Here is a 23,950-nt window from a genome sequence, read left to right on the forward strand (position 1 = left end):
TTTGCCAAATGGGTGCTGAGTGCGCTGGATCACGTTGCTGGCCGACAATTCACCGCATTACGCTGAGCTGACCGAATCGACGAAGATCTATCGATCGATTCGACACTCGATGCGCCCGAGGGAGTGCGCGCGATATGTCGTGTGGGGGTCATCTATTCAACGCGCGTGGACGCATTCACATTTGGGAGCCTTGGTGACATTCTCCGGGTACGACGATCCGTCCACGCTGACCGAACTCATGTCCTTGCGCGCGGAGCGGGATGCGGAACGAATCGCCTATAGATTTCTGGAACCGCGCGGCGACGGCACCTTCGATGCGGTCGAAGTGACCTTCGGCGAGTTCGGGCGTGCGGTGCGCGCGGCGGCGTCGGCGATCGCACGGCACAGCGAGCCCGGTGATCGGGTCGTGCTGCTGGCCGCTCCTGGGCTGGACTACGTCTATGCCTTCTTCGGGTGTATATATGCAGGTAGAGTGCCAGTTCCAGCTTATCCGCCGACCTCGCCCCGCCATGTTCCGCGCCTGTTCGCCGTGATCGCGTCGGCCCGCGCCCAACTGCTGATCTGTGACCAGGTCTTCTTCGACGGTCGGGAATCGGTGTTCGCCGGTGCGGAAACCGACGGGCTCGGATGGCTCTCGGTCGCCGAATTCGCCGATCACGAGCCGATGGATCCGATGGAGCGGTTCGTCGCGACGCCGGACTTCCCCGCGTTCCTGCAGTACACCTCGGGGTCGACCTCGGACCCGAAGGGGGTGGTTGTCACGCATGGAAACATCATCGCGAACGCGAAAATGGCGGTCGAATGCTTCGACGCCACCTCGGAGAGTGTCTGTGTTTCCTGGTTGCCGCCCTACCATGACATGGGGCTCATCGGCGGAATAATATTCCCGCTGTATGTGGGTGGTTCCTCCAGCATGTTGTCGCCACTGGCTTTCGTGCGAAATCCGGAATCGTGGTTGCAGGCAATTTCTCGATATCGGGCAACGCACAGTCCGGGCCCCAATTTCGCGTACCGGATGTGCGTCGAAAGAATCTCACCGGAAATTGCGGAAAAATTGGATCTGTCCAGTTGGACGCACGCCCTGTGCGGCGCGGAACCGGTGGACGCGGAAGTGCTGAACGATTTCGCCGACCGGTTCGCCGCGCGGGGCTTCTCCGGCGACAGCTTCTACCCGTGCTACGGGATGGCCGAGACCACGCTGGTCGTCTCCGGTGCTCGCGACCGGAGTGCGCCGATCTCGATGCTGATCTCGGTGAACGCGCTGGCCGAGGGCCGGATCGCGGCTCCACGTGACGCCAGGGACGCGCGGTCGCTGGTCAGTTCGGGGCGGGTTCCGGTGGGAACCGACGTCGTCGTTGTCGATCGAGCCGCAGCGGTGCCTGCCGCGACCGGGACGGTCGGCGAATTGTGGGTGCGTGGACCGAGCGTCGCCGCAGGATATTTCGAGCTTCCCGAGGCCACCGAGCAGGCGTTCGCCCGGTATCTGCCCGACGGTAGCGGACCATTTCTGGCCACCGGCGATTTGGGTGTCGTTGTCGACGGCGAGGTCTATATCACCGGCAGGGCCAGCGATCTGATCATCATCCGCGGCCGGAACATATATCCACAAGACATCGAATTATCAAGTAGCGCAGCGCATTCGGCTGTATTCGGCGGCCGGTCCGCGGCGTTCGCCGACGTTGGTGACACCGGGATCGTTGTGGTGCAGGAGCTTTCGGGACGAGAGGCGGATCCCGCGCTTGCCGCGGAGGTCGCCGCGGCGATCCGGGCCAGGGTCGCCGAGGAACACGCGCTCGCCATCGACACGGTGGTACTGATCGGGGCCAGGCGACTACCGCTGACTTCCAGCGGCAAGGTTCGGCGCAAGTCCGCACGGGCGATGTTCGCGGCTGGAGAGCTGCGGGATGTGCTCGCAGTGATCGGCCCCGACGGCGACTCGCCGGCCGCCACGGACAGCGGAGTCGGCGTGGCGTCGGGCGTCATCGGGGACCGGGCCGACCTGATCGCGACGATCGTCTCCGCGGTGGCCGCCCAGCTCGGGCGCGCGCCTGCCGCGATCGGCTCCGGCGAGCCGTTCGCGAGCCTGGGGCTTGACTCGGTGAAGAGCGTGCGGATCGCCCAGGACATCTCGGCAGCGACCGGGAGCCGACTACCCCCGACGGCCCTGTGGGAACACCCGTCGATCGACGCGCTCGCCGATCATCTGCTCGGCGAGCACACCGTCGCCGACGCGGTGGCACAGGCCTACCCGACCGACGAGCCGGTCGCGGTGATCGGCATCGGCTGCCGTTTCCCCGGCGGGGTATCCGACGCCGACGAGTTCTGGGAGCTGCTGACCTCGGGCACGTCGGGAATCGTCGAGGTGCCCGCCGATCGCTGGTCGCTCGACGACGTCTTCGACCCGGATCCGGGTGCCGTCGGTCGCACCTACTCGCGGCACGGCGGCTTCGTCTCCGACATCGCCGATTTCGATGCAGGACTGTTCGGTATCTCGCCCAGAGAAGCGGTCGCCATGGACCCGCAGCACCGGCTGATGCTCGAGGTGTCCTGGTCGGCGCTCGAGCACGCGGGGATCGCGCCGGACTCGCTGCGTGGCTCGCGGACCGGCGTGTTCGTCGGCATGGCGTCGAGCGACTACGCCCAGCGCAGCCTGACCGCGACCGGCACGGCGGGGGTCGACGCGTACGGCGCGACCGGCAACGCGGTGAACTTCGGGGCGAATCGGGTGTCGTACGCGCTGGGCCTGGCCGGGCCGAGCCTGGTGGTGGACACGGCATGTTCCTCGTCGCTGACCGCGCTGCACCTCGGCTGCGCGAGCCTGCGGTCGGGGGAGTCGGAGCTGGTGCTGGTCGGCGGGGTGAACGTCCTGGCAGCGGCGGCGACGACGGTCGCGCTGTCGCAAGGACGGATGCTGTCGGCGTCCGGGCAGTGCAAGACCTTCGACGTCGCCGCCGACGGGTATGTGCGTGGCGAGGGCTGCGGCGTGGTGGTGTTGAAGCGGTTGTCCGCGGCGCTCGCCGACGGTGACCGGGTGCTCGCGGTGGTCCGGGGCACGGCGGTGAACCAGGACGGCCGCAGCAATGGATTGACCGCCCCCAACGGCCTGGCCCAGCAGGATGTGGTTCGCGAGGCGCTGGCCAGGGCCGGTGTCGCGGCTGCCGAGGTGGGCTATGTCGAGGCGCACGGCACCGGAACACCGCTCGGCGACCCGATCGAGGTGCGTGCCCTGGCCGCGGTGCTCGGGGCCGGCCGGCCGCCGGAGCGGCCACTGATGATCGGCTCGGTCAAGACCAACATCGGCCACCTCGAAGCGGCCGCGGGGATCGCTGGACTGATCAAGACCGTGCTCGTGCTCGACCGTGGCGTGATTCCGCCGCATCGGAACCTGTCCGAACCGAATCCGCACATCGACTGGTCGCGGATCCCGGTGCGCGTGACCACCGAGCTCACCGCCTGGTCCGGTGCCGATCGAACGGCAGGGGTGTCCTCCTTCGGATTCGGCGGGACCAACGCGCACGCCGTCCTCGGTGCCGCGCCCGCGCCGCAGCCGCGCGTGGCCGAGGCTGTCGGCCACGTCGTGGTCAAGCTCGCCGCCGGCTCCACCGACGTCGTGCGGACCGTCGCGCATGACCTCGCCGAGTTGCTCGTGCGGCACCCGGAACTGACACCGGCGTCGATCGCCGCGGCCGCCGGGACCGGACGGGCGGATCTGCCCGAGCGCGCCGCCGTCGTCGCGGCGACCACCGCACAGCTGCTGGCCGGGTGCCGGGCGCTGGCCGACGGGGAGCCCGAGCCGGTGGCATTCGCGCCGAGGCGAGCCCCGGGGACCGCGCCGCGCGTCGCGTTCGTCGTGCCTGGGCACGGTGCGGACGTGGCGGGCGCGCTCGCCGGGATCTACGGCGTCGACGCCGAGGTCACCGCGACCGTCGACGACATCGCCGCGGTCACCGCGGTGCCGGTGGAGGTGCTCGTCGAGGGTTCGGACCGGTCCCGCGCCGCATTGCGGGACACGACCGTCGCGCAACCCGCGCTGTACGCGGTCGCCGTCGCACTCGGGGTGTGGTGGCGTAGGCGCGGGATCGAACCGGAGATCGTGCTCGGCCACAGCGTCGGCGCGTACGCCGCGGCGGCACTCGCCGGGGTCTTCTCCGTCGTCGACGGTGCCCGCATCATCGGGGAACGCGCGCGCCTGGTCGAGCGGTTGATGCGCCCGGGACGGATGACGGTCGCGAAGTGTCCACGCGCTCAGCTCGCCGCGCTCGACCCGGTCGCCGATGGAAGCCTCACCATCGCGGTGTCCAACGGGCCGGACAACCATGTGCTGGCGGGCCAGGCCGACGTGTTGTCCGGGGCCGCGGACACGCTGTCGCGGCAGGGCGTCGAGCTGATCGAGCTACCGGTGACCCGCGCCTTCCACACCTCCGACACGGCGGCCGCGGCCACCGCGCTGGGTGAGGTCCTCAGCGGGTTCGCGCTCGCCCCGCCGACCATCGCGCTGATCTCCGACACCTCAGGGGCGGTGCTCGGCGCCGAGGTCACCGATCCGGGGTACTGGGCCGAACACACCTCGCGCCCCGTCGATTTCGAGACCGCGCTCGATACGCTGCTCGAACGCGGGATCGACGTCGTGCTCGAGCTCGGACCCGGCGGTCTGCTCCGGCACGTGGAACGCGCCGCGGGCCGACGCCCGGTGTTCACCATTGCGAGCACGGCGAAAGACCAGCCACAGCGAGCGCTGACTCGCGCGCTGGCCCACCTGTGGATCAGGGGCGCCCGCGTCGACTGGTCCGCGGCGACCCCGGCCTGCCATCCCCGCGTGTCCCTGCCGGGGTACCCGTTCGAGCGCAGGCGGTACTGGATCGACACCGCCGCAACGCCGGTTCTCCCCACTGTTCCGGCACCCGCCGCCGCACCACCACCCCCACGGGCCGACATCCCCGCGAGCGACGGCATCGCCGTCGAGCGAATGCGGGAACTGTTGCGCACCCATCTCGCCGATGCTCTCGGCATCGCCGACCCGACCCGGCTGAGCACAACGACTGGGCTGTTCGACCTCGGGCTCACCTCCGCGATGGTGGTGGAGTTGCGCAACCAGCTCGAGACGGCGACCGGTCTGTCGATCCCCAGCACCGCGGTGTTCGATCATCCGAGCATCGAGCGTCTCGCCGACTATCTGGCACAGCATGGTGCGCACCGGCCGGCGACCGGGCCTGGCGAGCCGGTCTTCCCCGCCGCCACGGCAGGTCCCGAACCTGTCGCCATCGTGGGTCTCGGCTGTCGATTCCCTGGCGGCGCCGACGATCCCGCCGCGTACTGGCGGCTGCTGTGCGAAGGACTTGACGCCACGTCGGAGGTACCCGTCGAGCGATGGCGGGTCGACGACTACCAGGTGCTCGATCCGCAGGCGGCTCTCGGTGCGCACCCGGTGCGCGGCGGTTTCCTCACCGTTCCGATCGATGGTTTCGACGCCGAGGCCTTCGGCATCGCCCCGACCGAAGCCCGCAGCATGGACCCGCAGCAGCGGTTGCTGCTGGAAGTGGCGGGCGAGGCGCTCGACGACGCCGGGTACCGGCCCGAGCAGCTCGCAGGCAGCGCCACGGGCGTGTTCATCGGCCTCAACACCACCGACTACCTGCAACGTGCGGTGGCAGCGGGCGTCGCGATCGATCCCTACCTGGCCACCGGCAACACGTTCAGCGTCGCCGCGGGGAGGCTGTCGTATCTGCTCGGCCTGCAAGGCCCGAGCATGGCGGTCGACACCGCCTGCTCCTCGTCGCTGGTCGCCCTGCACCTGGCAGTGCGCAGCCTGCGGACCGGCGAGTCCGACGCCGCGCTGGTCGGTGGAGTCAACCTGATGCTGGCACCCGCGACGACCGTGAGCCTGTCCAAGCTCAACGCTCTGGCACCGGACGGACGGTGCAAGCCGTTCTCGGCGGCTGCCGACGGATACGGTCGCGGTGAGGGCTGCGGCGTCGTCGTCCTCAAACGACTGTCCGACGCGCGCGCCGCCGGTGACCGTGTCTGGGCGGTCGTGCGCGGTTCGGCCGTCAACCAGGACGGGCGTAGCGCTGGATTGACCGTCCCGCACGGACCCAGCCAGCACGCCGTGATCACCGCGGCGTTGCGCGACGGCGCGGTCCGTGCCGAGGACGTCGGCTACGTCGAAGCCCACGGTACGGGCACCCCGCTGGGCGATCCGATCGAGATGAACGCGATGTGCGCGGCGCTGCGGCCCACAGGAAGCCGGGCCCGGCCACTGCTCGTCGGCTCGGCGAAGTCCAATCTCGGCCACCTCGAGGCCGCAGCGGGGATCGCGGGCCTGATCAAGGTCGCGCTGATGTCGTATCACCGCAAGATCCCGGCGACACTGCACCACGCGGCACCCAGCTCCCACATCGATTGGCAGCGGCTCGACGTCACGGTGCCGACAGAGCTGCGCGACTGGCCGGGCGATGCCCCACCGCTGACCGGAGTGAGCTCGTTCGGCTTCAGCGGCACCAATGCCCATGTCGTCGTCGAGGCGGCACCCGATGCGGCCGCCGCGGACCCCGTGGATCAGGCGATCGCGCCGGGGCTGCTCGTCCTGTCCGGGCGCACCGACGCCGCGCTGCGCGAGACCGCCGCGGTCTACCGTGACTGGTTGCGGGGCAGCGCCGGGTCCGGCAGCTGGGCGGAGATCACCCGCACCGCCGCGGTCCATCGGCCGCATCATCCGCACCGGCTCGCGCTCGTCGCCCGGTCGGCGGGGGAGGCCGCCGAGCGGCTGGCGGACCAGCTCGCCGGCCAGGGGAGCGCAGTGCGGGCGGGCGCCGTCATCGGCGCGCCGCCCCGGCTGATCTTCGTATTCGGAGGTCAGGGGACGCAGTGGCCTGCCATGGGGGCGACCCTGCTGGCCGAGGACACCACCCGCACAGTGTTGCTTCGTTGTGCCGCGGTGATCCAGAGGCTCGCGGGCTGGTCGCTGATCGACCAGCTCACCGCCACCGGCGACCACTGCCTGCTCGATCGGACCGAGATCGCCCAGCCTGCGATCGTCGCCGTGCAGATCGCGTTGGTCGAACGCTGGCGGGAATGGGGTGTGGTGCCCGACGCGATCGTCGGACACAGCATCGGTGAGATCGGCGCCGCGTACTGCGCGGGTGCGCTGACCCTCGAATCGGCGATCACCCTGGCGGTTGCGCGCGGCCGGACGATGCGCGACAGTCGCGGTCACGGCGCGATGATCGTCGTCGGAGCCGGGCTCGACACCGTCCGATCGCTGATCGCGGAGCCGGCCGACACGATCTCCGTCGCGGCGGTCAACAGCCCGGTGAACACGGTGCTCGCCGGCGCCCGAGCCGCGATCGAGGACGTGCTGACACGGGCCAAGGCCGATGGCCTGCTGGCCACCCGGATTCAAGCCGACTACGCCTTCCACAGCTACCAGATGACGCCGCTGCGCGAGCAGTTGATCAGCGCGGTGGCGTCCATCCAGGCCGAGTCACCCCGCATCCCCTGCGCGTCGACGGTGACCGGGGCGCTGCTGCCCCCAGGGTTCCGGCATTCCGCCCGGTACTGGGCCGACAACCTGTCCAGCCCGGTGCTGTTCCAGGACGCGTTGCTGGCCGCGAGCGCGGGCGCGCCGTCGGTGACGGCGCTCGAGATCGGCCCGCAGCCGGTGCTGCGCAGCAGCATCACCCAATGCCTCGACGGCGCCGACATCGTGACCGCCGGGTCGATGAACCGTGACACGCCGGTCGGCCACAGCATGCTCACAGCCGCCGCCACGCTGCACGCGCGCGGACACCACCTCGACCACGCCCGCGTGCAGCCTGCCACCTCGCGACGAGCCGAGCTGCCGACCTACCGCTGGCAGCGGCAACGACACTGGCTCGACGCGGACCCCCGACGCGGCGCCGCTCCCGATCTGCTCGGGGAGCAGCTCTACGACGTGCACTGGGTGGAGACGACTCCGGTCGCGGTAGCGGGCGAAGCCGGTGACTGGCTGATCGTCGGCCAGCCCTCGCAGGCCGGGGAACGCCTCGGCGATCTGCTGGCCGCGCAGGGTGCGACAGTGCGCCAGGCGGCGCTCTACGCGTCGGACGAACCGGTCGACGGCGAGCTGATCCGCCGCCGGGTCGAGGATCTGGTCGCCGAATGCCGGCCCGCCGGTGGCGTTCTCGTCGTCGTGACCGAGGCGGACGCGGCATTGTTCGAGGAGACGGTCACCGCCTCGTGCGCCGCGGCGCTCGGCGCGACCACGGGAGCGGTCGGGTGCGGCTCGACAGCTCGGGTGTGGCTGCTCACCAGCGGTGCGGTCGAAGCCGGGGCGGCGTCGATCATCGCGGCCCACGCTCCGGTATGGGGGCTGGGACGGGTGCTCGCGCTCGAGCATCCCGATCACTGGGGCGGTCAGATCGACATCGATCCGGCCGCACCCCTGGATGATTCGCTACCGCCGGTGCTCGCCGCGCTGCTCGGCGGTGACGGTGAGGACCAGATCGCGGTGCGTGCGGGCCGCGGACTGGTAGCCCGGCTGCGGCGCGTGGAGTTGCCGCGTCCGGCGCGACCCCCGCTGGAGATCGCCGACGATCGCGCGTACCTGATCACCGGTGGCCGTGGCACGCTCGGTCTGCGGATCGCCGACTGGCTGGCCGGGCGAGGGGCGCGTGAGCTGATTCTGCTCGGCAGATCCGAGCTGCCCGCGTCGGCGCCCTCCGGCACCCACACCAGTCGGGTGCTGGCCACCATCGAACGGTTGCGGCGCCGAGGCGTGACCGTGCATACACCGGTCGCCGACGTCGCCGACGAGACGGACATGGCGTCCATGTTCGATCCGGGGCGGTCGTGGTCACCGATCGGCGGAGTCGTGCACGCTGCGGGCGCATTCACTCCCGCGCCGATCGGCGCACTCGACTGGCCGACGTTCGCCGAGGCGCTGACCGCCAAGGTAACCGGCACCCGGATCATCGAAACGGTCGGCGCCGATGCAGAGCTGGACTTCCTGCTGCTGTACTCGTCCGGCTCTTCGGTGTGGGGTTCGGCATTGGCCGGGCACTACGCTGCCGCGAACTACTACTTGGACATGACCGCGCATCGGCGTAGCCGAGCTGGTGCGCCGACCTACGCGGTGAACTGGGGATGGTTCGCCGACAGCCACATGGGCGCCCACCACGACGACTACTTCCGGTCGATGGGACTGGCTGCGCTGCCCGACACCCTCGCCTTCGATGCCCTCGACCGCCTGCTCGGCACCGACCGGGCCCAGCTCACGGTGGCCCCGGTGGACTGGTCCCAGTTCAAGCCGGTGCTCGAAGCGAAACGCCGCAGGCCCCTGCTCGCCGACTTCACGACAGGCGGCACCGATCCGGCATCGCGGACCGAATTCGCCGCCGGCCTCGCCGAGGCGGCCTCGGCGGCGGCCCGCGGCCGGCAGCTGACGGCCGCGTTGCAACGTGAGGTCGCCACCGTGCTCGGCCACGACCCGGCCCGCCGCATCGACCCCGACCTCGGATTCTTCACCGTGGGAATGGATTCGCTGACCAGTGTCGCGCTGAAGCGGCGCCTGGACACGCTGCTCGGGGTCGAGGTCCCGGCGACCGCCGTGTTCGAGCATCCGACGATCACCGCGCTGGGTGACTATCTGCTCACCGAGCTGCTCGGGTACGGCGCCGACCAGGTCGGCGACCGGCCGGTGCCGACCGGGGACGACGAACTGGCCCCGCTGTCGGCCGACGAACTACTCGAACTGCTGGATCAGGAGCTGGAAGACCATGACCACTGAGTCGCTGAACCGTCCCGCGACACCCGGCGGCGCCGACCGGGAAGATATCGTCCGCCGCGCGCTCCTCGAACTGCGTTCCACCAAGCGCGAACTCGCTCGCGCTCGGGCCCAGCTGACGGAGCCGATCGCGATCATCGGCATCGGTTGCCGGTTCCCCGGCGGGGTCGTCGGCCCCGACGAGTTCTGGGACCTGCTCGCGTCGGCGGGTTCCGGGATCTGCGAGGTTCCGGCGGATCGATGGGATCTCGACGCGATCTTCGATCCCGATCCCGCGGCGGCGGGGCGCACATACTCGCGGCACGGCGGGTTTCTCGACAGCGTGGCCGCATTCGATGCCGGACTCTTCGGGATCTCCGCGCGCGAGGCCGAGGCGATGGACCCGCAGCACCGGCTGGTACTCGAAGTCGGCTGGTCCGCGCTCGAGCACGCCGGTATCGCACCGGACTCGCTGCGCGGGTCGGCCACCGGTGTCTTCGTCGGGATGGGACCGAGTGACTACGCGTATGCGGGGCTGTCCGCCACCGGGCTCGGCGGTGTCGATGCCTACGCGGCCACCGGAAACGCCGCGAACTTCGGCGCGAATCGGCTGTCCTACGCGCTCGGGCTTGGTGGCCCGAGCGTCGTGGTGGACACCGCCTGCTCGTCGTCGCTGGTCGCGCTGCATCTGGCGTGCGCCAGTCTGCGTTCGGGCGAGTCGGACCTCGCCCTGGTCGGCGGGGTGAACGTGATGGTGTCACCGGCGACGACGATGGCGCTGTCGAAGGCGCGCATGCTGTCGGTGTCGGGGCAGTGCCGCACGTTCGACGCCGGTGCCGATGGCTATGTTCGCGGTGAGGGATGCGGTGTGGTCGTCCTGAAACGGGTGTCGGCGGCCGTGTCCGACGGCGACCGGATTCTGGCCGTGGTCAAGGGCACCGCAGTCAATCAGGACGGCCGCTCGGCCGGCATCACCGTGCCGAACGGCCGCGCGCAGCAGGAGGTCGTCCGGGCCGCGTTGCGTCGCGCCGGGGTGACCGGCGGCGAGGTCGGCTACGTCGAGGCGCACGGCACCGGAACACCACTCGGTGATCCGATCGAGGTGCGGGCACTGGCCGCGGTGCTCGGTGCGGGCAGGCCGATGGACGATCCCGTCGTGATCGGCTCGGTGAAGACGAACATCGGGCATCTGGAGGCGGCGGCCGGGATCGCGGGGCTGATCAAGACGGCGCTGATCATGGATCGGGCCATGATCCCGGCACAGCGCAATCTGGTCGCGCTCAATCCGCACGTGGACTGGGCGAGTCTGCCCGTGCGGGTCGTGGCCGAATCGACGGGCTGGACCGGCGACGAGCGCATCGCCGGAGTCTCGTCCTTCGGCTTCGGCGGAACCAACGCCCATGCCGTGCTGGCCGCCGCGCCCGCACCGGCCGAACCACGTCCGGTGTCGAGCACGCCGAAACCGGTGGTGGTCAAGCTCGCCGGGAACACCGAGGCCGCGGTCGCCGACTCAGCGCGGCTGCTGGCCGGCTTCCTCGACCGGCACGCCGAGCTCGGTCCGGCGGAGGTGGCATGGACCGCCGATACCGGTCGCGCGGATCTGCCAGAGCGCACCGCCGTGGTCGCGGCGACGCGGACCGAGCTGCTCGCGGGCCTGCGCGCGGTGGCGGCGGGCGAACCGGGCTCCGCGGTGCTGAGTGGTCGTCGCACCGACGCGCCACCACGTATCGCGTTCAACATCGCCGACGGACCCGGTCACCGGGCCGGGGTGCTCGGCGGCGTCTACGGACACGATCCGGCGGCCACCGCCGCCGCCGACAGTGTCGCCGAGGCGACCGGGTTCCCGCTGGAGGTGCTGCTCAGTGATACCGCCGAACACCGCAGGCGGATCGCCGAACCGGACGTCGACCGACTCGCCTGCTACCTGATCTCGGTCGCGCTCGGCGCCTGGTGGCGGGCCAGGGGAATCGAACCGGAACTGGTGATCGGATCCGGGATCGGCGAATACGCGGCGGGCGCCGTCGCCGGGGTGTTCTCCGTCGCCGACGGCGCGCGACTGGTCGACGGCCGTGCCACGGATCCGGACACCGCCGCGCTCGAACTCCGTCCACCGGCGGTCGACCTCGTGCTGGCAGACCGGCCCGGGCTCGATCCCGCGCATTTCACCAGCCCTGCTTTCTGGGCAGCACTCGATCCCGCTCCCGCCGGATCCGACCAGCCTTCCATCGGCGCGATCGTCGAGGAACCGACCCTGGTGATCGATCTGGGCGCCGCGACCCGGCCGACCGGCGGCGAGAGAGTGCACGTCGCCTCGCTCGACGGTGCCGATCCGGCCCGCGCGCTGGCCGCCGCCGTCGCGACGGTGTGGTGTGCCGGCGCCGCGATCGACTGGCGGGTGGCCACCGCGCGGCCCGCACGACCGGTCGGCTTGCCCACCTATCCTTTCCAGCGGCAACGCTATTGGCCGATCGGGTCGGCGCAGACGCCCGTGCTGTCCGAGCGGCCCCTGTGCCCGCGTTTCACCGCCCTCGCCACCGGCGGGCTCGTCGCCGAGACGACGTTGTCCGTCGCGAACCTGCCCTTCCTGGTCGAGCACCTCGTCCACGGCGAATATGTCGTCCCCGGTGTGGTCTTCATCGAGCTGATCCTGCGCGTGGGCGCGCAGCAGCTCGGCGCCGACGTCGGCATCGACTCCTTGCAGCTGCACCGGCCGCTGGTCCTGCGGCCGGCGGCGGTCGCCACCGTGCAGATCTCGGTCACCGGAACCGGCGGTGACAGCACTGTCGCGGTGTACAGCCGAGGCACCGACGGTGGATGGCATCAGCACGTCACCGCCGCTGTCTCCGCGGTGGTGGACACGTCGTCTGTTCGGCTTCCCCGCCTCGGCGAACCCGATCCCGCCCGGCCGACACGAACCTTCGACACGACCGCGTTCTACGCCGACTTCTGGCACCCGCGGTTCCGGCTCGGCCCGAGCTTCCAGCTCATCGACGACGCGCGGGGCGGGCTCGGTCATGCCACGGCCACCTTCACCCCGCCCGGCCCCGGCACTCGCGGAGTCGCGGCCGGCGTCCGGCCCGAGCTGCTGCTGCTCGACGCGGCGGTCCAGCTGGTCGCGCTCGCCGCCGACGATCCGGGCGCGGCGCCGAGCCCGGATCGCCCATTGCGGCTCGGCACCGGATACCGGCGAATGGCGATGCGCACGAGCACGCCCACCGGCCAGGTGCGGGCGACCGCGCGAGCGGAGACCGGGCCGAACGGGCAGATCGTCGGTGATGTGGTGCTGTACGACGCCGACGGCACCGCACTCGGCTACCTCGAAGGAGTGTCGTTCGCCCAGGTCGGTCCCGCGATGCTGGACCGGATGGCGGCGGCGGTGCACACCGGCGACGCGCCCGCGGTCGCGAAACCAAGAATGGACACCGGCGAACTCGCCCGCCTCGCCCGCACCGAACGCGTCGCCCGCACACTCGGGTTCCTGCGCGCGGCGCTGGCCGGGATCACCAAGAATTCCGAAGACACTTTCGCACCCACCGAATCGCTGGTCGAACGCCTCGACTCGCTGATGCTCATCGAGCTGAAGGACCGTGTCGAGTACGGGTTCTCCCTCGAGCTCGACACCGAGACGATGTTCGACGCGGGCAGCCTCGACGGGCTGGCCGGATGGATCGCCGACCAGTTCCCCACCGCACCGCAGGTTCGCGAGCCGGACGCACCATCGGCGGCGAGTGCGCCGACCCGGCGCCGGGGCCGGTCCCGGATCATGACCGTCGACCAGATGTCGGCCAAGGCGCAGCTGCCCCCGGAGATCACCGCGACCGGGCCTACCGACCCCGATGCCCCGGCCGCGACCCTGCTCACCGGCGCCACCGGGTTCGTCGGCGCCCATCTGCTCGACGAACTACTCACCACCACCGATGACCTCGTCATCTGCCTGGTCCGCGCCGACGATGAGCTCCACGCGGGCGAGCGCATCGTCGCCAACCTGACCAAATACGGTCTCGACGCCACCACTCATCGGGACCGGATCGTCCCGCTGGTCGGTGATCTCGCCCAGCCGCGGTTCGGTCTGTCCGACGCGGCGTTCACCGCCGTCCACGGCATGATCGGGCAGATTCTGCACTGCGGCGGCATGGTCAAGTGGACCTATCCCTACGACGGGCTCGCGTCGGCGAATGTCGACGGGACGGTCGAGGTCTTGCGCCTGGCCACCCTCGCGGCGCCGCGGCCGGTCCATTTCATCTCCACCGTCGGTGTGTTCTCCTCCCGTAGCTACACGGCCGAAACCGTCACCGAGACAGCGGAACTCGACACCAGCGGGCCGCTCGCCGTCGGCTACGCGCAGTCGAAGTGGGTGGCCGAGAAGCTGGTCAGGATCGCGTACGAGCGTGGCGTCCCGACCACCATCCACCGGATCAACACCGGTGGTGACAGCGCCACCGGCGCGTTCAACCGGCAAGACCATCTGAGCCTCATGATCAAGGGCTGCGTCGAGGCAGCGATCGCGCCGATCAGCGCGCCGATGCCGCTGCAGCCTGCCCCCATCGACTACGTCGCCCGCGGCATCGTCGCGCTGACCCGCGCCGAGGCCGCGATCGGCGGCACCTACCACCTTGTCCACCCGCAGCAGCTCGGCTGGACCGAGCTGTTCGACCACCTCGCCGAGTACGGCTTCCCCTGTACCGCAATGCCGTTCGACCAGTGGCGGGAGCGGGTCGTGAACCGTCGCGCCGGCACCATGGCCCTGGTCGGGCTCACCCCGTTCCTGCACGAGTCGGTCGACGACGTCCGGCTCCCGTTCTCCGAGTCCGCCCTGACCAGATCGATCCTGGAGCCACTCGGCATCGTCTGCCCACCACTGGACCGGGCACTGATCCATCGCTACCTCGACGCGTTCGTCGCCGCGGGCTTCGTCCCCGCACCCACGCAGCGCTGACCCGACCCCGAAGGAGCACCATCGTGCCGACTGCCCTGATCGATCTGGCCTGCCCCGAATACCGGCTGCGGCCGTGGGACATCTACCGGAGACTCCGCGACGATCACCCGGTATACCTCATGCCCGACTACACCCCCGACGGCGAAGACGTCTACGTCCTCAGCCGCTACGACGACGTCGGCCTCGCCCTCAAGGACAAGGCCCGCTTCTCCTCCCAGATCCAGCGCGACAACTACATGAACCTGCCGATGCTGGTGAATCGGGACGCACCCGAACACACCCGGCTGCGGCATTCCACCAACAAGGCCTTCAACGCCCGGCTGGTGCGCCAGCTCAGCGGCTGGGTCCGCGGCCTGGTCGACGAACTGCTCGCCGACCTCTACCGGCACGAGAGCGTCGAGTTCGTCGACGCCTACTCCACCGCCTTGCCGCTGCGCGTGGTCGGCGGCATGCTCGGGGTACCTCTCGACCGCAAGGCGGACCTGCGCCGCTGGTCGCAGGCGGTGATGAACTCCTTCGCCGTGTCGGCGGGTCTGGACCCCGACACGGTACCGGGCTTCTTCGAAGACGTCGTCGAGTTCAGCAACTACATGGAGGAACTCGCGCACGAACGCCGGGGCAAACCCAACCGCGGCGACATTCTCGGCGAGCTGGTCGAAGAGCACGAGAACGGCGCGCTGACCCGCGACGAGCTCGTGACGATGGCCTGGTCGTTCATCGCGGCCGGGCACGAGACGACCATGAACCTGCTCGGCGGTGGCATCGAGATGCTGCTGCGCACACCGGAACTGGCCGCCGAACTGCGCGCCGATCCGGCCCTGACGACCGCGTTCATCGAGGAATACCTGCGTGTCTACAGCCCCACCCAGTGGTTGCTGCGCCGCACGCTCACCGAGGTGACCCTGCACGACACCGTCATCCCCGCCGGCGCGCTGGTTCACGTGGTCCTGGGTGCGGCCAACCGCGATCCTCGCCAGTTCACCGATCCGGACGAGATCGACCTGGACCGTCCGAATGTCAACCGCCACTTCGCCTTCGGCGCAGGCGCCCACTTCTGTCCCGGCGCCGCGCTGTCCCGGTTGCTCGCCGAGACCACCTTCCGTGCGTTCTACCCGGTTCTCGACCGGTTCGCGCTCGACCCGCAACGCCCGGCTCGGCTGCGCACCCAGCAGGGTTCCTACGGCTTCGCGCAGATGTGGCTGCGCGTGTCGCCACCGGAGGATCGGTGACGGGGCAGCGCTCGGCGCGCTGGTTGCGCGTGCCGGAAGGACCCGCTGCCGGCCGCCGGGTCCTCGTCTGTCTTCCGCACGCCGGGGGAACAGCAGGCTTCTTCCGGGGCCTCGGGGCCTCCCTGGCCGCGAGTCATCAGGTGGTCGCGGTGCAGTATCCGGGACGCCAGGACCGCCACCGGGAACGGCAGATCGGCGACATCGAGTCCGCCGCCGACGCGATCGCCGCGGAGATCCGGGCCATCGACCCCGGTACGGTCGAATTGCTCGGCCACAGTATGGGCGCGCTGATCGGTTTCGAGCTGGCCCGAGCCCTCGAGGCGGACGGCACGACCACGGTCACGCGGCTCACGGTCACCAACGCGCGCCCACCGTCGATCGCGGCGGGTCGACCCCACCTGTACGAACTCGCCGACGGCCCCTTCCTCGACAGGATCGGCGCACTCGGCGGCACCGATCGCGGGCTCATGGACGATCGCGAGGCTCGCGCCATGTACCTTCCGGCGCTGCGCGGCGACTTCCGGGCGGTCGAACGCTACCGGGCACCCCGGTCGGCCACCGTCGGCTGCGGTGTCAGTGTCGTGGCCGGTCTGCGCGATCCGCTGGTGCCCGCCGCGTCGGCGAACGGTTGGCGCGCCCATACACGCGGAACGTTCCGGCTGCATCTACTCGATACCGACCACTTCGGTGTCCATGCCGGTCCGGACCGGCTGCACGCGCACCTCGAAGCGAGCCCGCGGTGACCCGGCCGGCGCCGCGACCCACCCGGCGCCAGTTGTTGCGCGGTGCGACCGGGGTGGTCGCCGCGGCGGCGACAGGCCTCGGCACCGGGCGCGTGGCAGCCGAGGCCCTCGGCGTCGTCGTCATCGGGAGCGGGTACGCGGGCGCGGTGACGGCGCTGCGGCTGGCACAGGCGGGTATCTCCTGCACCGTGCTCGAACGCGGCCGACGCTGGCAGATCAGCCCCTCGGGCGACACGTTCGCCACGACCGGCAATCCCGACGCGCGCGCACTGTGGGTCCCTGCTGCCGCGACCGGTGTGCTCGAGGTCGCGGTCGGCTCAGGGATCACGTGCTTCGCCGGAGCCGGGGTCGGTGGCGGTTCACTGGTGAACTACACCGTGCTGATGGCCCCGCGCGCCGACCTGTTCGACGCCAGTTTCGGTGGCCGCCTCGACTACGCGGAGATGGCCCGGGTGTGGTATCCGCGGGCACGGGACCTGCTCGGCGGCAGCGCCGTTCCCGACGACATCCTCGCCACCGAGGCCTACGCGGGCGCGCGCGCGTTCGACGACACCTGCCGGCACGCGGGGCTGGCGACACAGCGGCCGACGCTGGCCGTGGACTGGGACATCGTCCGCGAGGAACTACGCGGCCGGGTGCGTCCCTCCGCCACCGTGGGCGACTGCATGCTGGGAATCAACAGCGGAGCCAAACACAGTGTGGACCGCACGATCCTGGCCGCGGCCGAGGCGACCGGGGCGGTGACCGTCCGCGCCATGCACGAGGTCACCGGTGTGCGGCTCGACGGCGTCGGCTACCGCGTCGGCTACCAGGTCCTCGATCTCGCCGGCCGCCCGCAGACGACGGGGGAGATCACCACGCGGACAGTGGTCTTCGCCGCGGGCTCGCTGGGCACCACGAGGTTGCTCGTGCGGGCGCGGGCGCGCGGCGATCTGCCCGGCCTGCCGGAGACGGTCGGCCGGTACTGGGGGACGGCCGGTGACCACGTCGCGATCGGGGCGGGTGCTGTCCACGGTTCGCTGGGCGGTCCCGCCCACATCGTCGCCACCGACTGGGCGACGACCCCGGTGACATTGCTGAGCTTTCCTCTCGGTGTTCCCGTCGCCGGGGAGCTGACCCGCAACGCGCTCGCGGTCGGCATCACCCCGCCCCTCGGCTCGATTCGCTATGACGCGCCGACCGATCGAACCGAGATCCACTGGCCCGCGGCCGATCCTGCGATCGCCGCGGTCAGCTCCGGCATCGGCGCGACCCTCGCGAAGATCGACGCGGTCCGTCCAGCGCCGACCCCGACCTTCGCCCTACCGACCGTGACCTCGCATGCGCTCGGCGGGGCGGTGCTCGGTGCCGTCACCGACCGCTACGGCCGCGTCGCGGGTCATCCCGGCCTCCATGTCGTCGACAGTGCCCTGATTCCCGGTTCCACCGGCGCGGTACCGCCCGCCCTCACCGTCACCGCCCTGGCCGACCGGTGCGCGAGCGCACTGGTCGCCGACCTGACCAGGTGACCACCGAACAGAGAATCCGCCGAACCCGAGGAAACACCGTGACAACCAACGCCGCCAGCCACGATCCGACGACCCACCGCACCGGTGCCGGCTGGACACTGACCGCGGTCGCGATCGCGACCTTCATGCTCATGCTCGACCTCACCGTCGTCAACGTCGCCCTCGCCGATATCCGCGCTGACTTCGACTCCGACTTCACTGCGCTGCAATGGATCCTGGACGCCTACGCACTCGGACTGGCCGCGGTACTGCTCGCGGCCGGGTCGCTGGCCGACCGAATCGGCCGGCGCCGGGTTTTCCAGGCGGGCATGGTCGTGTTCACCATCGCCTCGCTGGCCTGCGGGCTGGCGACCGGCGACCCGATGCTCATCGCCGCGCGGTTCGCACAGGGACTCGGTGGAGCCGTGCTGTTCGCGGTAGGACCGGCCTTGCTCGGTCACGAGTTTCGCGGCCGGGCCCGCGGACAGGCATTCGGGGTGTTCGGCGCCGTGGTCGGGCTGGCCATCGCGTTCGGCCCGCTGATCGGCGGTGCGCTCACCGAAGCGCTGAGCTGGCGATGGATCTTCCTGGTCAATGTCCCGTTCGCAGTCCTGGCGCTGGCGATCGGCCGATGGCGGATGCGCGAGTCACGCGATCCGTCGGCGCCGTCGGTGGATTGGGCGGGTATGGCGAGTTTCTCGGCGGCGCTGTTCTTCCTGGTGTTCGCGCTGATGCGGGGCGAATCGGCGGGGTGGACCAGCGTGTCGGTCGTCGGCAGCTTCAGCGCGTCGGCGGCGCTTCTCGTGGTGTTCGCGGTGGTGCAGCGGCGCCTTGGCCCCGCCGCCATGTTCGACCCAGCGCTGCTGCGCAATCGCACCTTCAACGGGTTGTCGATCGTCGCCACGTTGTCGGCGATGTCGGTCATGCCCGCCCTGTTCCTGCTGATCTCCTATGTGCGTAACGTGCTGTCGTATCCCGCGTTCGCCAGCGGTGTGCGCTTCCTGCCGCTCACCTTGACACTGTTCGCCGCGGCGGTGGTCGCCGGCATGCTGACCGCCCGCGCCGCGCCCGGACCGCTCGTCGGGCTGTCTCAACTGCTGATCGCGCTCGGACTCGGGGCCGTGCTCCTCGTCGACGAGTCGACCGGCTGGACCGCGCTCATTCCCGCCATGGTCGCCATCGGGTTCGGCATGGGACTGTTCAATCCGCCGCGGGCGGCGATCGCGATCGCGGTCACCACGCCGGGCAAAGCGGGCATGGCCTCGGGGATCAACGAGACCATGCAGCAGACGGGTATGGCGATCGGGGTCGCCGCGTTCGGCGCCGTGTTCCACGCCAGGGTGGTCGCGGCCTTCGGGGAGACCCAACTGGCCGCGCAGATCGGTGACAGACAGCAGGAGGCGGCCGAGGCGATCGCCGTCGGCGCCGGTCAGCAGGTGGTGGACGCGGTGCCCGGCTTCTTGACGGCGGCGGCCACCGACGCGACCCGGACCGCGTTCATCACGGCTCTACACGAGGTCTTGCTCGGCGCCGCCGCGCTGGCCGCCCTGGCGGCGGTCGTCGCGGTGTGCACCATCCGCCGCGGGGATATGGACGAGTCCGCACTGGCCGCCCCCGGTGTTCCCGTGGAGCCCGCTCCAGAGCCCGGACCAGCAGTTTCGGCACCCTGACGAGTTCGTCGACAACGCCGCCACACGGATGGTGGGCGTGACTTTCGAAAGTACCTCCCGGCCGGTTCGGTACCCACATACCGCCTCTCTGGATGTGTGTGGGAGGTGCCGCACTGGTGTCATCACGTAGCAGCCCGCAACCGGACCGGTCCGGCCGTCGGATCTTTCGGTCATCGGTGAGCTGGGTGGTCCGACGCTGCGCCCGGCGCGGCCCGGTCAGCCGACCGGGCCTGCCTCCGCGCGCAGGTCGGTGAGGATCTCCATTGCCCACGGTGTCGGAACCGCCTCGGGGCCCGCAACCCGCATGGCCGTCATGATCGTCAGCAGCATGCCCATGGCCACGAACCGGCGCACCTCGAGTGGTTCGGCGCCGGTGAGGTCGCCGATCAGCGCGTAGATGCGGCCGAAGCGGGCGCGCATGTGTTCGCCGATCGTGGGGTCGGCGCTCGCGGCGGCGCCGTGCAGCAAGACGAGGGGGAGTTCACGCTCGGTGAGGAAGACCTCGAAGCTTCGCCCGAGCGTGCGTAGTGCCTGGTCGGGATCATCGTCCGGGTCGATCTCGGCCGCCCGGAAGACCTGCTCGATCCGTTCGCAGACCTCGTGCAGGGCCGCGACGAAGAGTTGCTGCTTCGTGCCGAACAGGCGGATGACGTAGGGCTGCGAAACTCCGGCACGGCGCGCGATCTCGTCGGTTTTCGTTGCGGCGTAACCGGATTCGGCGAAAGCGGTGACCGCCGCGCGTAGTACCTGAGCGCTGCGCTGCGCCGCGGTCATCCGCGTTCTGCGGCCTTCCATAGCCCGTCTGCCTTCCCGTGCTGAATCTATTGACAGCTTATCAGTCGATGCATAACACTGGCGCCACCGTAAGTTATCAGTGGATACAAACAAGGACTGAGATGACTCGGACTATCGATTCCGGCGATGACTCCGCCGACACCGTTGCGGTAACCGGGAAGGGGACTTCGAAGCCGCTGGGGGCGGTGATCGTCGCGGTCGGTGTCCCCGTTTTCATGGTCACCCTGGACAACCTCGTCGTGACCAACGCGCTGCCGGTGATCAAGGCGGAACTGGGCGCGTCGCTGGCCGACCTGCAGTGGTTCGTCAACGCCTACACCCTGTCGTTCGCCTCGCTGTTGCTCACCGCGTCGGCGATCGGTGACCGGGTCGGCCGGAAACGGATGTTCCTCGGCGGACTCGCGCTGTTCATGGTCGCCTCGGTTGCCTGCGCGCTGGCGACCGAGCCATGGATGTTGATCGCGGCCAGAGCGCTCGAAGGTGCCGGTGGCGCGGCGGTCATGCCGCTGTCGCTGACGCTGCTCGCGGCGGCGGTGCCGGATCGACTGCGCAGTGCGGCGATCGGGATCTGGGGTGGCATCACCGGCGTCGGCATCGCGCTCGGGCCGGTGATCGGTGGTGCGGTCGTAGACGGTCTGAGCTGGCAGTGGATCTTCTGGATCAATATCCCGGTCGGGCTGGTGGCGTTGCCGTTCTGTGCCGCGGTGCTCACCGAGTCGCGTGGTGTCGCCCGCCGCCTGGATCTGCTGGGTCTGCTGCTCTCGGCCGGTGGCGTGCTCGCGGTGGTGTGGGGTGTGATTCACGGTGCCGATGACGGCTGGACCTCGCGGTGGGTGCTCTCCGCCCTGATCGGTGGCACGGCGTTGCTCGTCGGATTCGTCGCCTGGGAGCGCAGCACCACCAGCCCGATGCTGCCGCTGCGTATGTTCGAGTCACGCGCGCTCTCGCTGAGCTATCTGATCTCGTTCGGGTTCTCCGTCGGTGTGTTCGGCTCGATCTTCCTGCTGGCGCAGTTCTTCCAGGTCGTCCAGGGCGATTCGCCGTTCGAAGCGGGGCTTCGCACCCTGCCGTGGACATTGGCGCCGATGGTGGTGTCCCCGATCGCGGGATTGATCGTGGACCGGGTCGGCCCGCGCGTGCTGATCGCCAGCGGCCTGGCCTTCCTCGCCGTCGCGCTCGGCTGGCTGGCCGCGGTCACCGAGCCGGACTCGCCGTATTCGATCTTCGTCGTGCCGTTCGTGCTCGCAGGCACCGGGATGGGCCTGGCCTTCGCGGCGACCGCGACGATCGTGATGGACAGCGCCAAACCGGTCGACCACGGCATGGCGTCGGGTATCAGCAGTACGGTGCGCGAGGTGGGCGTGGCGATGGGTGTCGCCTCGCTTGCGTCGGTCTTCGCCTCGTACGGGTCCTACGGTGCGCCACGCGACTACGTGGACGGGCTGACGCCGGCGGTGTGGGTCGGTGCCGGCGTCGTCGCGGTCACCGCGGTGGTCGCGCTGTTCCTGCCGCGCTTCACCAAGCAGATCGACGAGGCGTAGGGCAGCGCGGACGATGGTTGCCGATGTATTGCTCGCCCGCCGTGCTCGTGGGCGAGCAACACATTCACGCGACGCGCCGCCCGTCGGGCGCGCCGGTCCGGCGCTCCAGCTCCAGGGTCGCCCTGGCGATTGCGTTTCTCGGATCGACGCGTACCAATTGATGCGAATATTCGTAGGCTTCGCTCGGTTCGTTACTGGAAATATGCAATTCGATCAGCCGGGTCAGTGCTTCGATATTCATCGCGGTGTATCGCCTGCGATCGACGTCGAGCCAGTCGGCCGGTGCGTCGCCTTCCAGGAAAGGGCGAACGCAATAGGCGGCGACCCGGCTGTAGTAGAAAGTCGCGAGACCGGCATTCTCGCGTTCGTCGTTCAGCCGGGCCAGCTGGAAGAGTCGATCGACCTCGCCGGCGTCGGTCCACCACGTGCCGTTGGTTTCCAGTCGGTAGAAGGTGGCGTTCGACCGGTGCAGGAACGAGGACGAGGCGCGGGGGCTGAGATCTGGTTCCAGCATGCGGCGCAGGCTGTGCATCGCCACGTGAAAGTTGCTGACCGCCTTGTCCTGATGAACGTCGGGAAAGCAATGCTCGATGAGTTCGTCCATGGCGAGCGGGCGGCCGCCGGACAGGAGGAAGATCTTGAGAAGCTGCAACGACTTGGTGCGGCGCTTGGTCGCCGCGCCGAGTGGGTGATCGCCGCGGAAGACCCGGAACGGCCCGAAGAGGTAGGCTCGGAAAATTTCTTCGCGATACTGGCCGGGAGATGCGGATAAGGGGTAATCGGTCATGCACGCCCCCATTTTTATAGCTGCGGACACGTTTCGTGATAAACGGCTTTTGCAATGGTAAATGCACTTAACTGGGTTGTCAATCACCGATTGCCGCATAGAATCCCTGGTCAGGGCGGGTAGGTGAACATGTGCCTGCGCAGACAGTGACATAGAATGGACTATTGTGATACTTCCGCTAAAACACGGTCGAATGTCTGGCGGTCCCCACAATCGCCGTGAGCGATTGCGGCAGGCGACGGTGGAGGAGATCGTGCAGGTTGCCAGGGACTTGCTGTCGGAGGGCAAGTCGCTGACGCTCGGCGCCGTCGCGGCACGCATGGGGCTCTCGACGCCCGCGCTGTACCGCTACGTCGACAATGTCGCCGCGCTGAATGTGCTGGTCGCGCACTCGCTCTACGCCGATGTGGTCGACGCCATGGCCGCCATCGTCGCCGACTACGGCGACGATGATCCCGCCGCGCAGATGGTCGCGGCGATGACGATATTCCGGGCGTGGGCGCACGCCAGCAAGGCGGAGTTCGTCGTCGGATTCGGGGTGCACCGCAACGCTGTCGAGTCCTCGGCGCACAACGGGCTCGACGCGCATCCGATCGTCCGCGCGGCCCTCGCCGCCGCACCGGCCGACGGCGTGCAGCGCTTCGCCGACTTCTTCGGCGGCATCTTCTATCGGATGTGGCAGAAGTACCCACTGTCCAGACCGGTCAAGGGCGATCTCGACGCCGACTTCCTGCGAGCCTACGACCAGTCGGCGCCGACGCACGGGCACAGACTGCTCGGTGCCGACGCTGCCTACGCGGTCTGGCTGTTCGAGCTGTACTGGGCCAAGCTGCTCGGCATCGTGACACTCGAGGTCTTCGGGCACATCGAACCACGGCTGGTGGCCGCGGACACGCTGTTCATCGCCGTCGTGCGGGAGATGGGCGACGATATCGGAACCTCCGGCGAGGCTGATCGGCTCGCGCGATTGTGTCGGGCGGTCAGCGCCGCGCACAGTGCCGGGAGTGGTCGATAGCGGTGCCC

The 23,950-nt window shown here is 69.8% G+C and carries 10 protein-coding genes; 8 read left to right on the forward strand and 2 right to left on the reverse strand.

Features of this window, described 5'->3' with window-relative positions; genetic code table 11:
* Positions 1-193: 193 nt before the first annotated feature.
* From ACFOW8_RS23510 to ACFOW8_RS23535, 6 genes are read left to right on the forward strand one after another with little or no spacing between them, the layout of a single operon-like run.
* Complete coding sequence (locus ACFOW8_RS23510; RefSeq protein ID WP_378553615.1) at positions 194-9,763, forward strand: beta-ketoacyl synthase N-terminal-like domain-containing protein; 9,570 nt, start codon at positions 194-196, stop codon at positions 9,761-9,763.
* Positions 9,753-14,675: a thioester reductase domain-containing protein gene (locus ACFOW8_RS23515; protein ID WP_378553616.1), complete on the forward strand. Its 4,923-nt coding sequence runs from the start codon at positions 9,753-9,755 to the stop codon at positions 14,673-14,675. Before ACFOW8_RS23510 ends, ACFOW8_RS23515 begins: the two co-directional genes overlap by 11 nt.
* Before the next feature lie 23 nt (positions 14,676-14,698).
* Positions 14,699-15,904 (forward strand): cytochrome P450, encoded by a 1,206-nt coding sequence (locus tag ACFOW8_RS23520; protein ID WP_378553618.1) that lies wholly within the window; start codon positions 14,699-14,701, stop codon positions 15,902-15,904.
* The gene (locus ACFOW8_RS23525; protein ID WP_378553619.1) at positions 15,901-16,647 is read left to right on the forward strand and encodes a thioesterase II family protein; all 747 of its coding nucleotides are present in this window, start codon (positions 15,901-15,903) and stop codon (positions 16,645-16,647) included. The genes ACFOW8_RS23520 and ACFOW8_RS23525 overlap by 4 nt, the downstream gene beginning before the upstream one ends.
* Positions 16,644-18,155, forward strand: coding sequence for an FAD-dependent oxidoreductase (locus ACFOW8_RS23530; protein WP_378553620.1), 1,512 nt, complete (start codon positions 16,644-16,646; stop codon positions 18,153-18,155). Before ACFOW8_RS23525 ends, ACFOW8_RS23530 begins: the two co-directional genes overlap by 4 nt.
* A 38-nt stretch (positions 18,156-18,193) precedes the next feature.
* Positions 18,194-19,804 carry an MFS transporter gene (locus ACFOW8_RS23535; protein WP_378553621.1) on the forward strand — a complete coding sequence of 537 codons (1,611 nt, stop codon included), beginning with the start codon at positions 18,194-18,196 and terminating at the stop codon, positions 19,802-19,804.
* Between the two features lie 216 nt (positions 19,805-20,020).
* Here ACFOW8_RS23535 and ACFOW8_RS23540 read toward each other — a convergent pair whose 3' ends face one another.
* Positions 20,021-20,599, reverse strand: a complete 579-nt coding sequence (locus ACFOW8_RS23540) for a TetR/AcrR family transcriptional regulator (protein ID WP_378553622.1) — start codon at positions 20,597-20,599, stop codon at positions 20,021-20,023.
* 101 nt (positions 20,600-20,700) lie between these two features.
* On the opposite strand from ACFOW8_RS23540, the gene ACFOW8_RS23545 reads away from it, so the two are divergent.
* Positions 20,701-22,140 (forward strand): MFS transporter, encoded by a 1,440-nt coding sequence (locus ACFOW8_RS23545; RefSeq protein ID WP_378553623.1) that lies wholly within the window; start codon positions 20,701-20,703, stop codon positions 22,138-22,140.
* A 64-nt stretch (positions 22,141-22,204) separates the two neighbouring features.
* Here ACFOW8_RS23545 and ACFOW8_RS23550 read toward each other — a convergent pair whose 3' ends face one another.
* The gene (locus tag ACFOW8_RS23550; protein ID WP_378553625.1) at positions 22,205-22,927 is read right to left on the reverse strand and encodes an AfsR/SARP family transcriptional regulator; all 723 of its coding nucleotides are present in this window, start codon (positions 22,925-22,927) and stop codon (positions 22,205-22,207) included.
* 193 nt (positions 22,928-23,120) lie between these two features.
* Between ACFOW8_RS23550 and ACFOW8_RS23555 the strand changes: the two genes are divergently transcribed.
* The gene (locus ACFOW8_RS23555; protein WP_378553626.1) at positions 23,121-23,942 is read left to right on the forward strand and encodes a TetR/AcrR family transcriptional regulator; all 822 of its coding nucleotides are present in this window, start codon (positions 23,121-23,123) and stop codon (positions 23,940-23,942) included.
* Positions 23,943-23,950 lie beyond the last annotated feature (8 nt).

This window comes from Nocardia rhizosphaerae (assembly GCF_042650365.1).
Taxonomy (GTDB): Bacteria; Actinomycetota; Actinomycetes; order Mycobacteriales; family Mycobacteriaceae; genus Nocardia; species Nocardia rhizosphaerae.

Coding starts and splice junctions, on each gene's coding strand:
- ACFOW8_RS23515 (WP_378553616.1), top strand. CDS start 9,753: ATGACCACTGAGTCGCTGAACCGTCCCGCGACACCCGGCGGCGCCGAC.
- ACFOW8_RS23540 (WP_378553622.1), bottom strand. CDS start 20,599: ATGGAAGGCCGCAGAACGCGGATGACCGCGGCGCAGCGCAGCGCTCAG.
- ACFOW8_RS23545 (WP_378553623.1), top strand. CDS start 20,701: ATGACTCGGACTATCGATTCCGGCGATGACTCCGCCGACACCGTTGCG.
- ACFOW8_RS23550 (WP_378553625.1), bottom strand. CDS start 22,927: ATGACCGATTACCCCTTATCCGCATCTCCCGGCCAGTATCGCGAAGAA.
- ACFOW8_RS23555 (WP_378553626.1), top strand. CDS start 23,121: ATGTCTGGCGGTCCCCACAATCGCCGTGAGCGATTGCGGCAGGCGACG.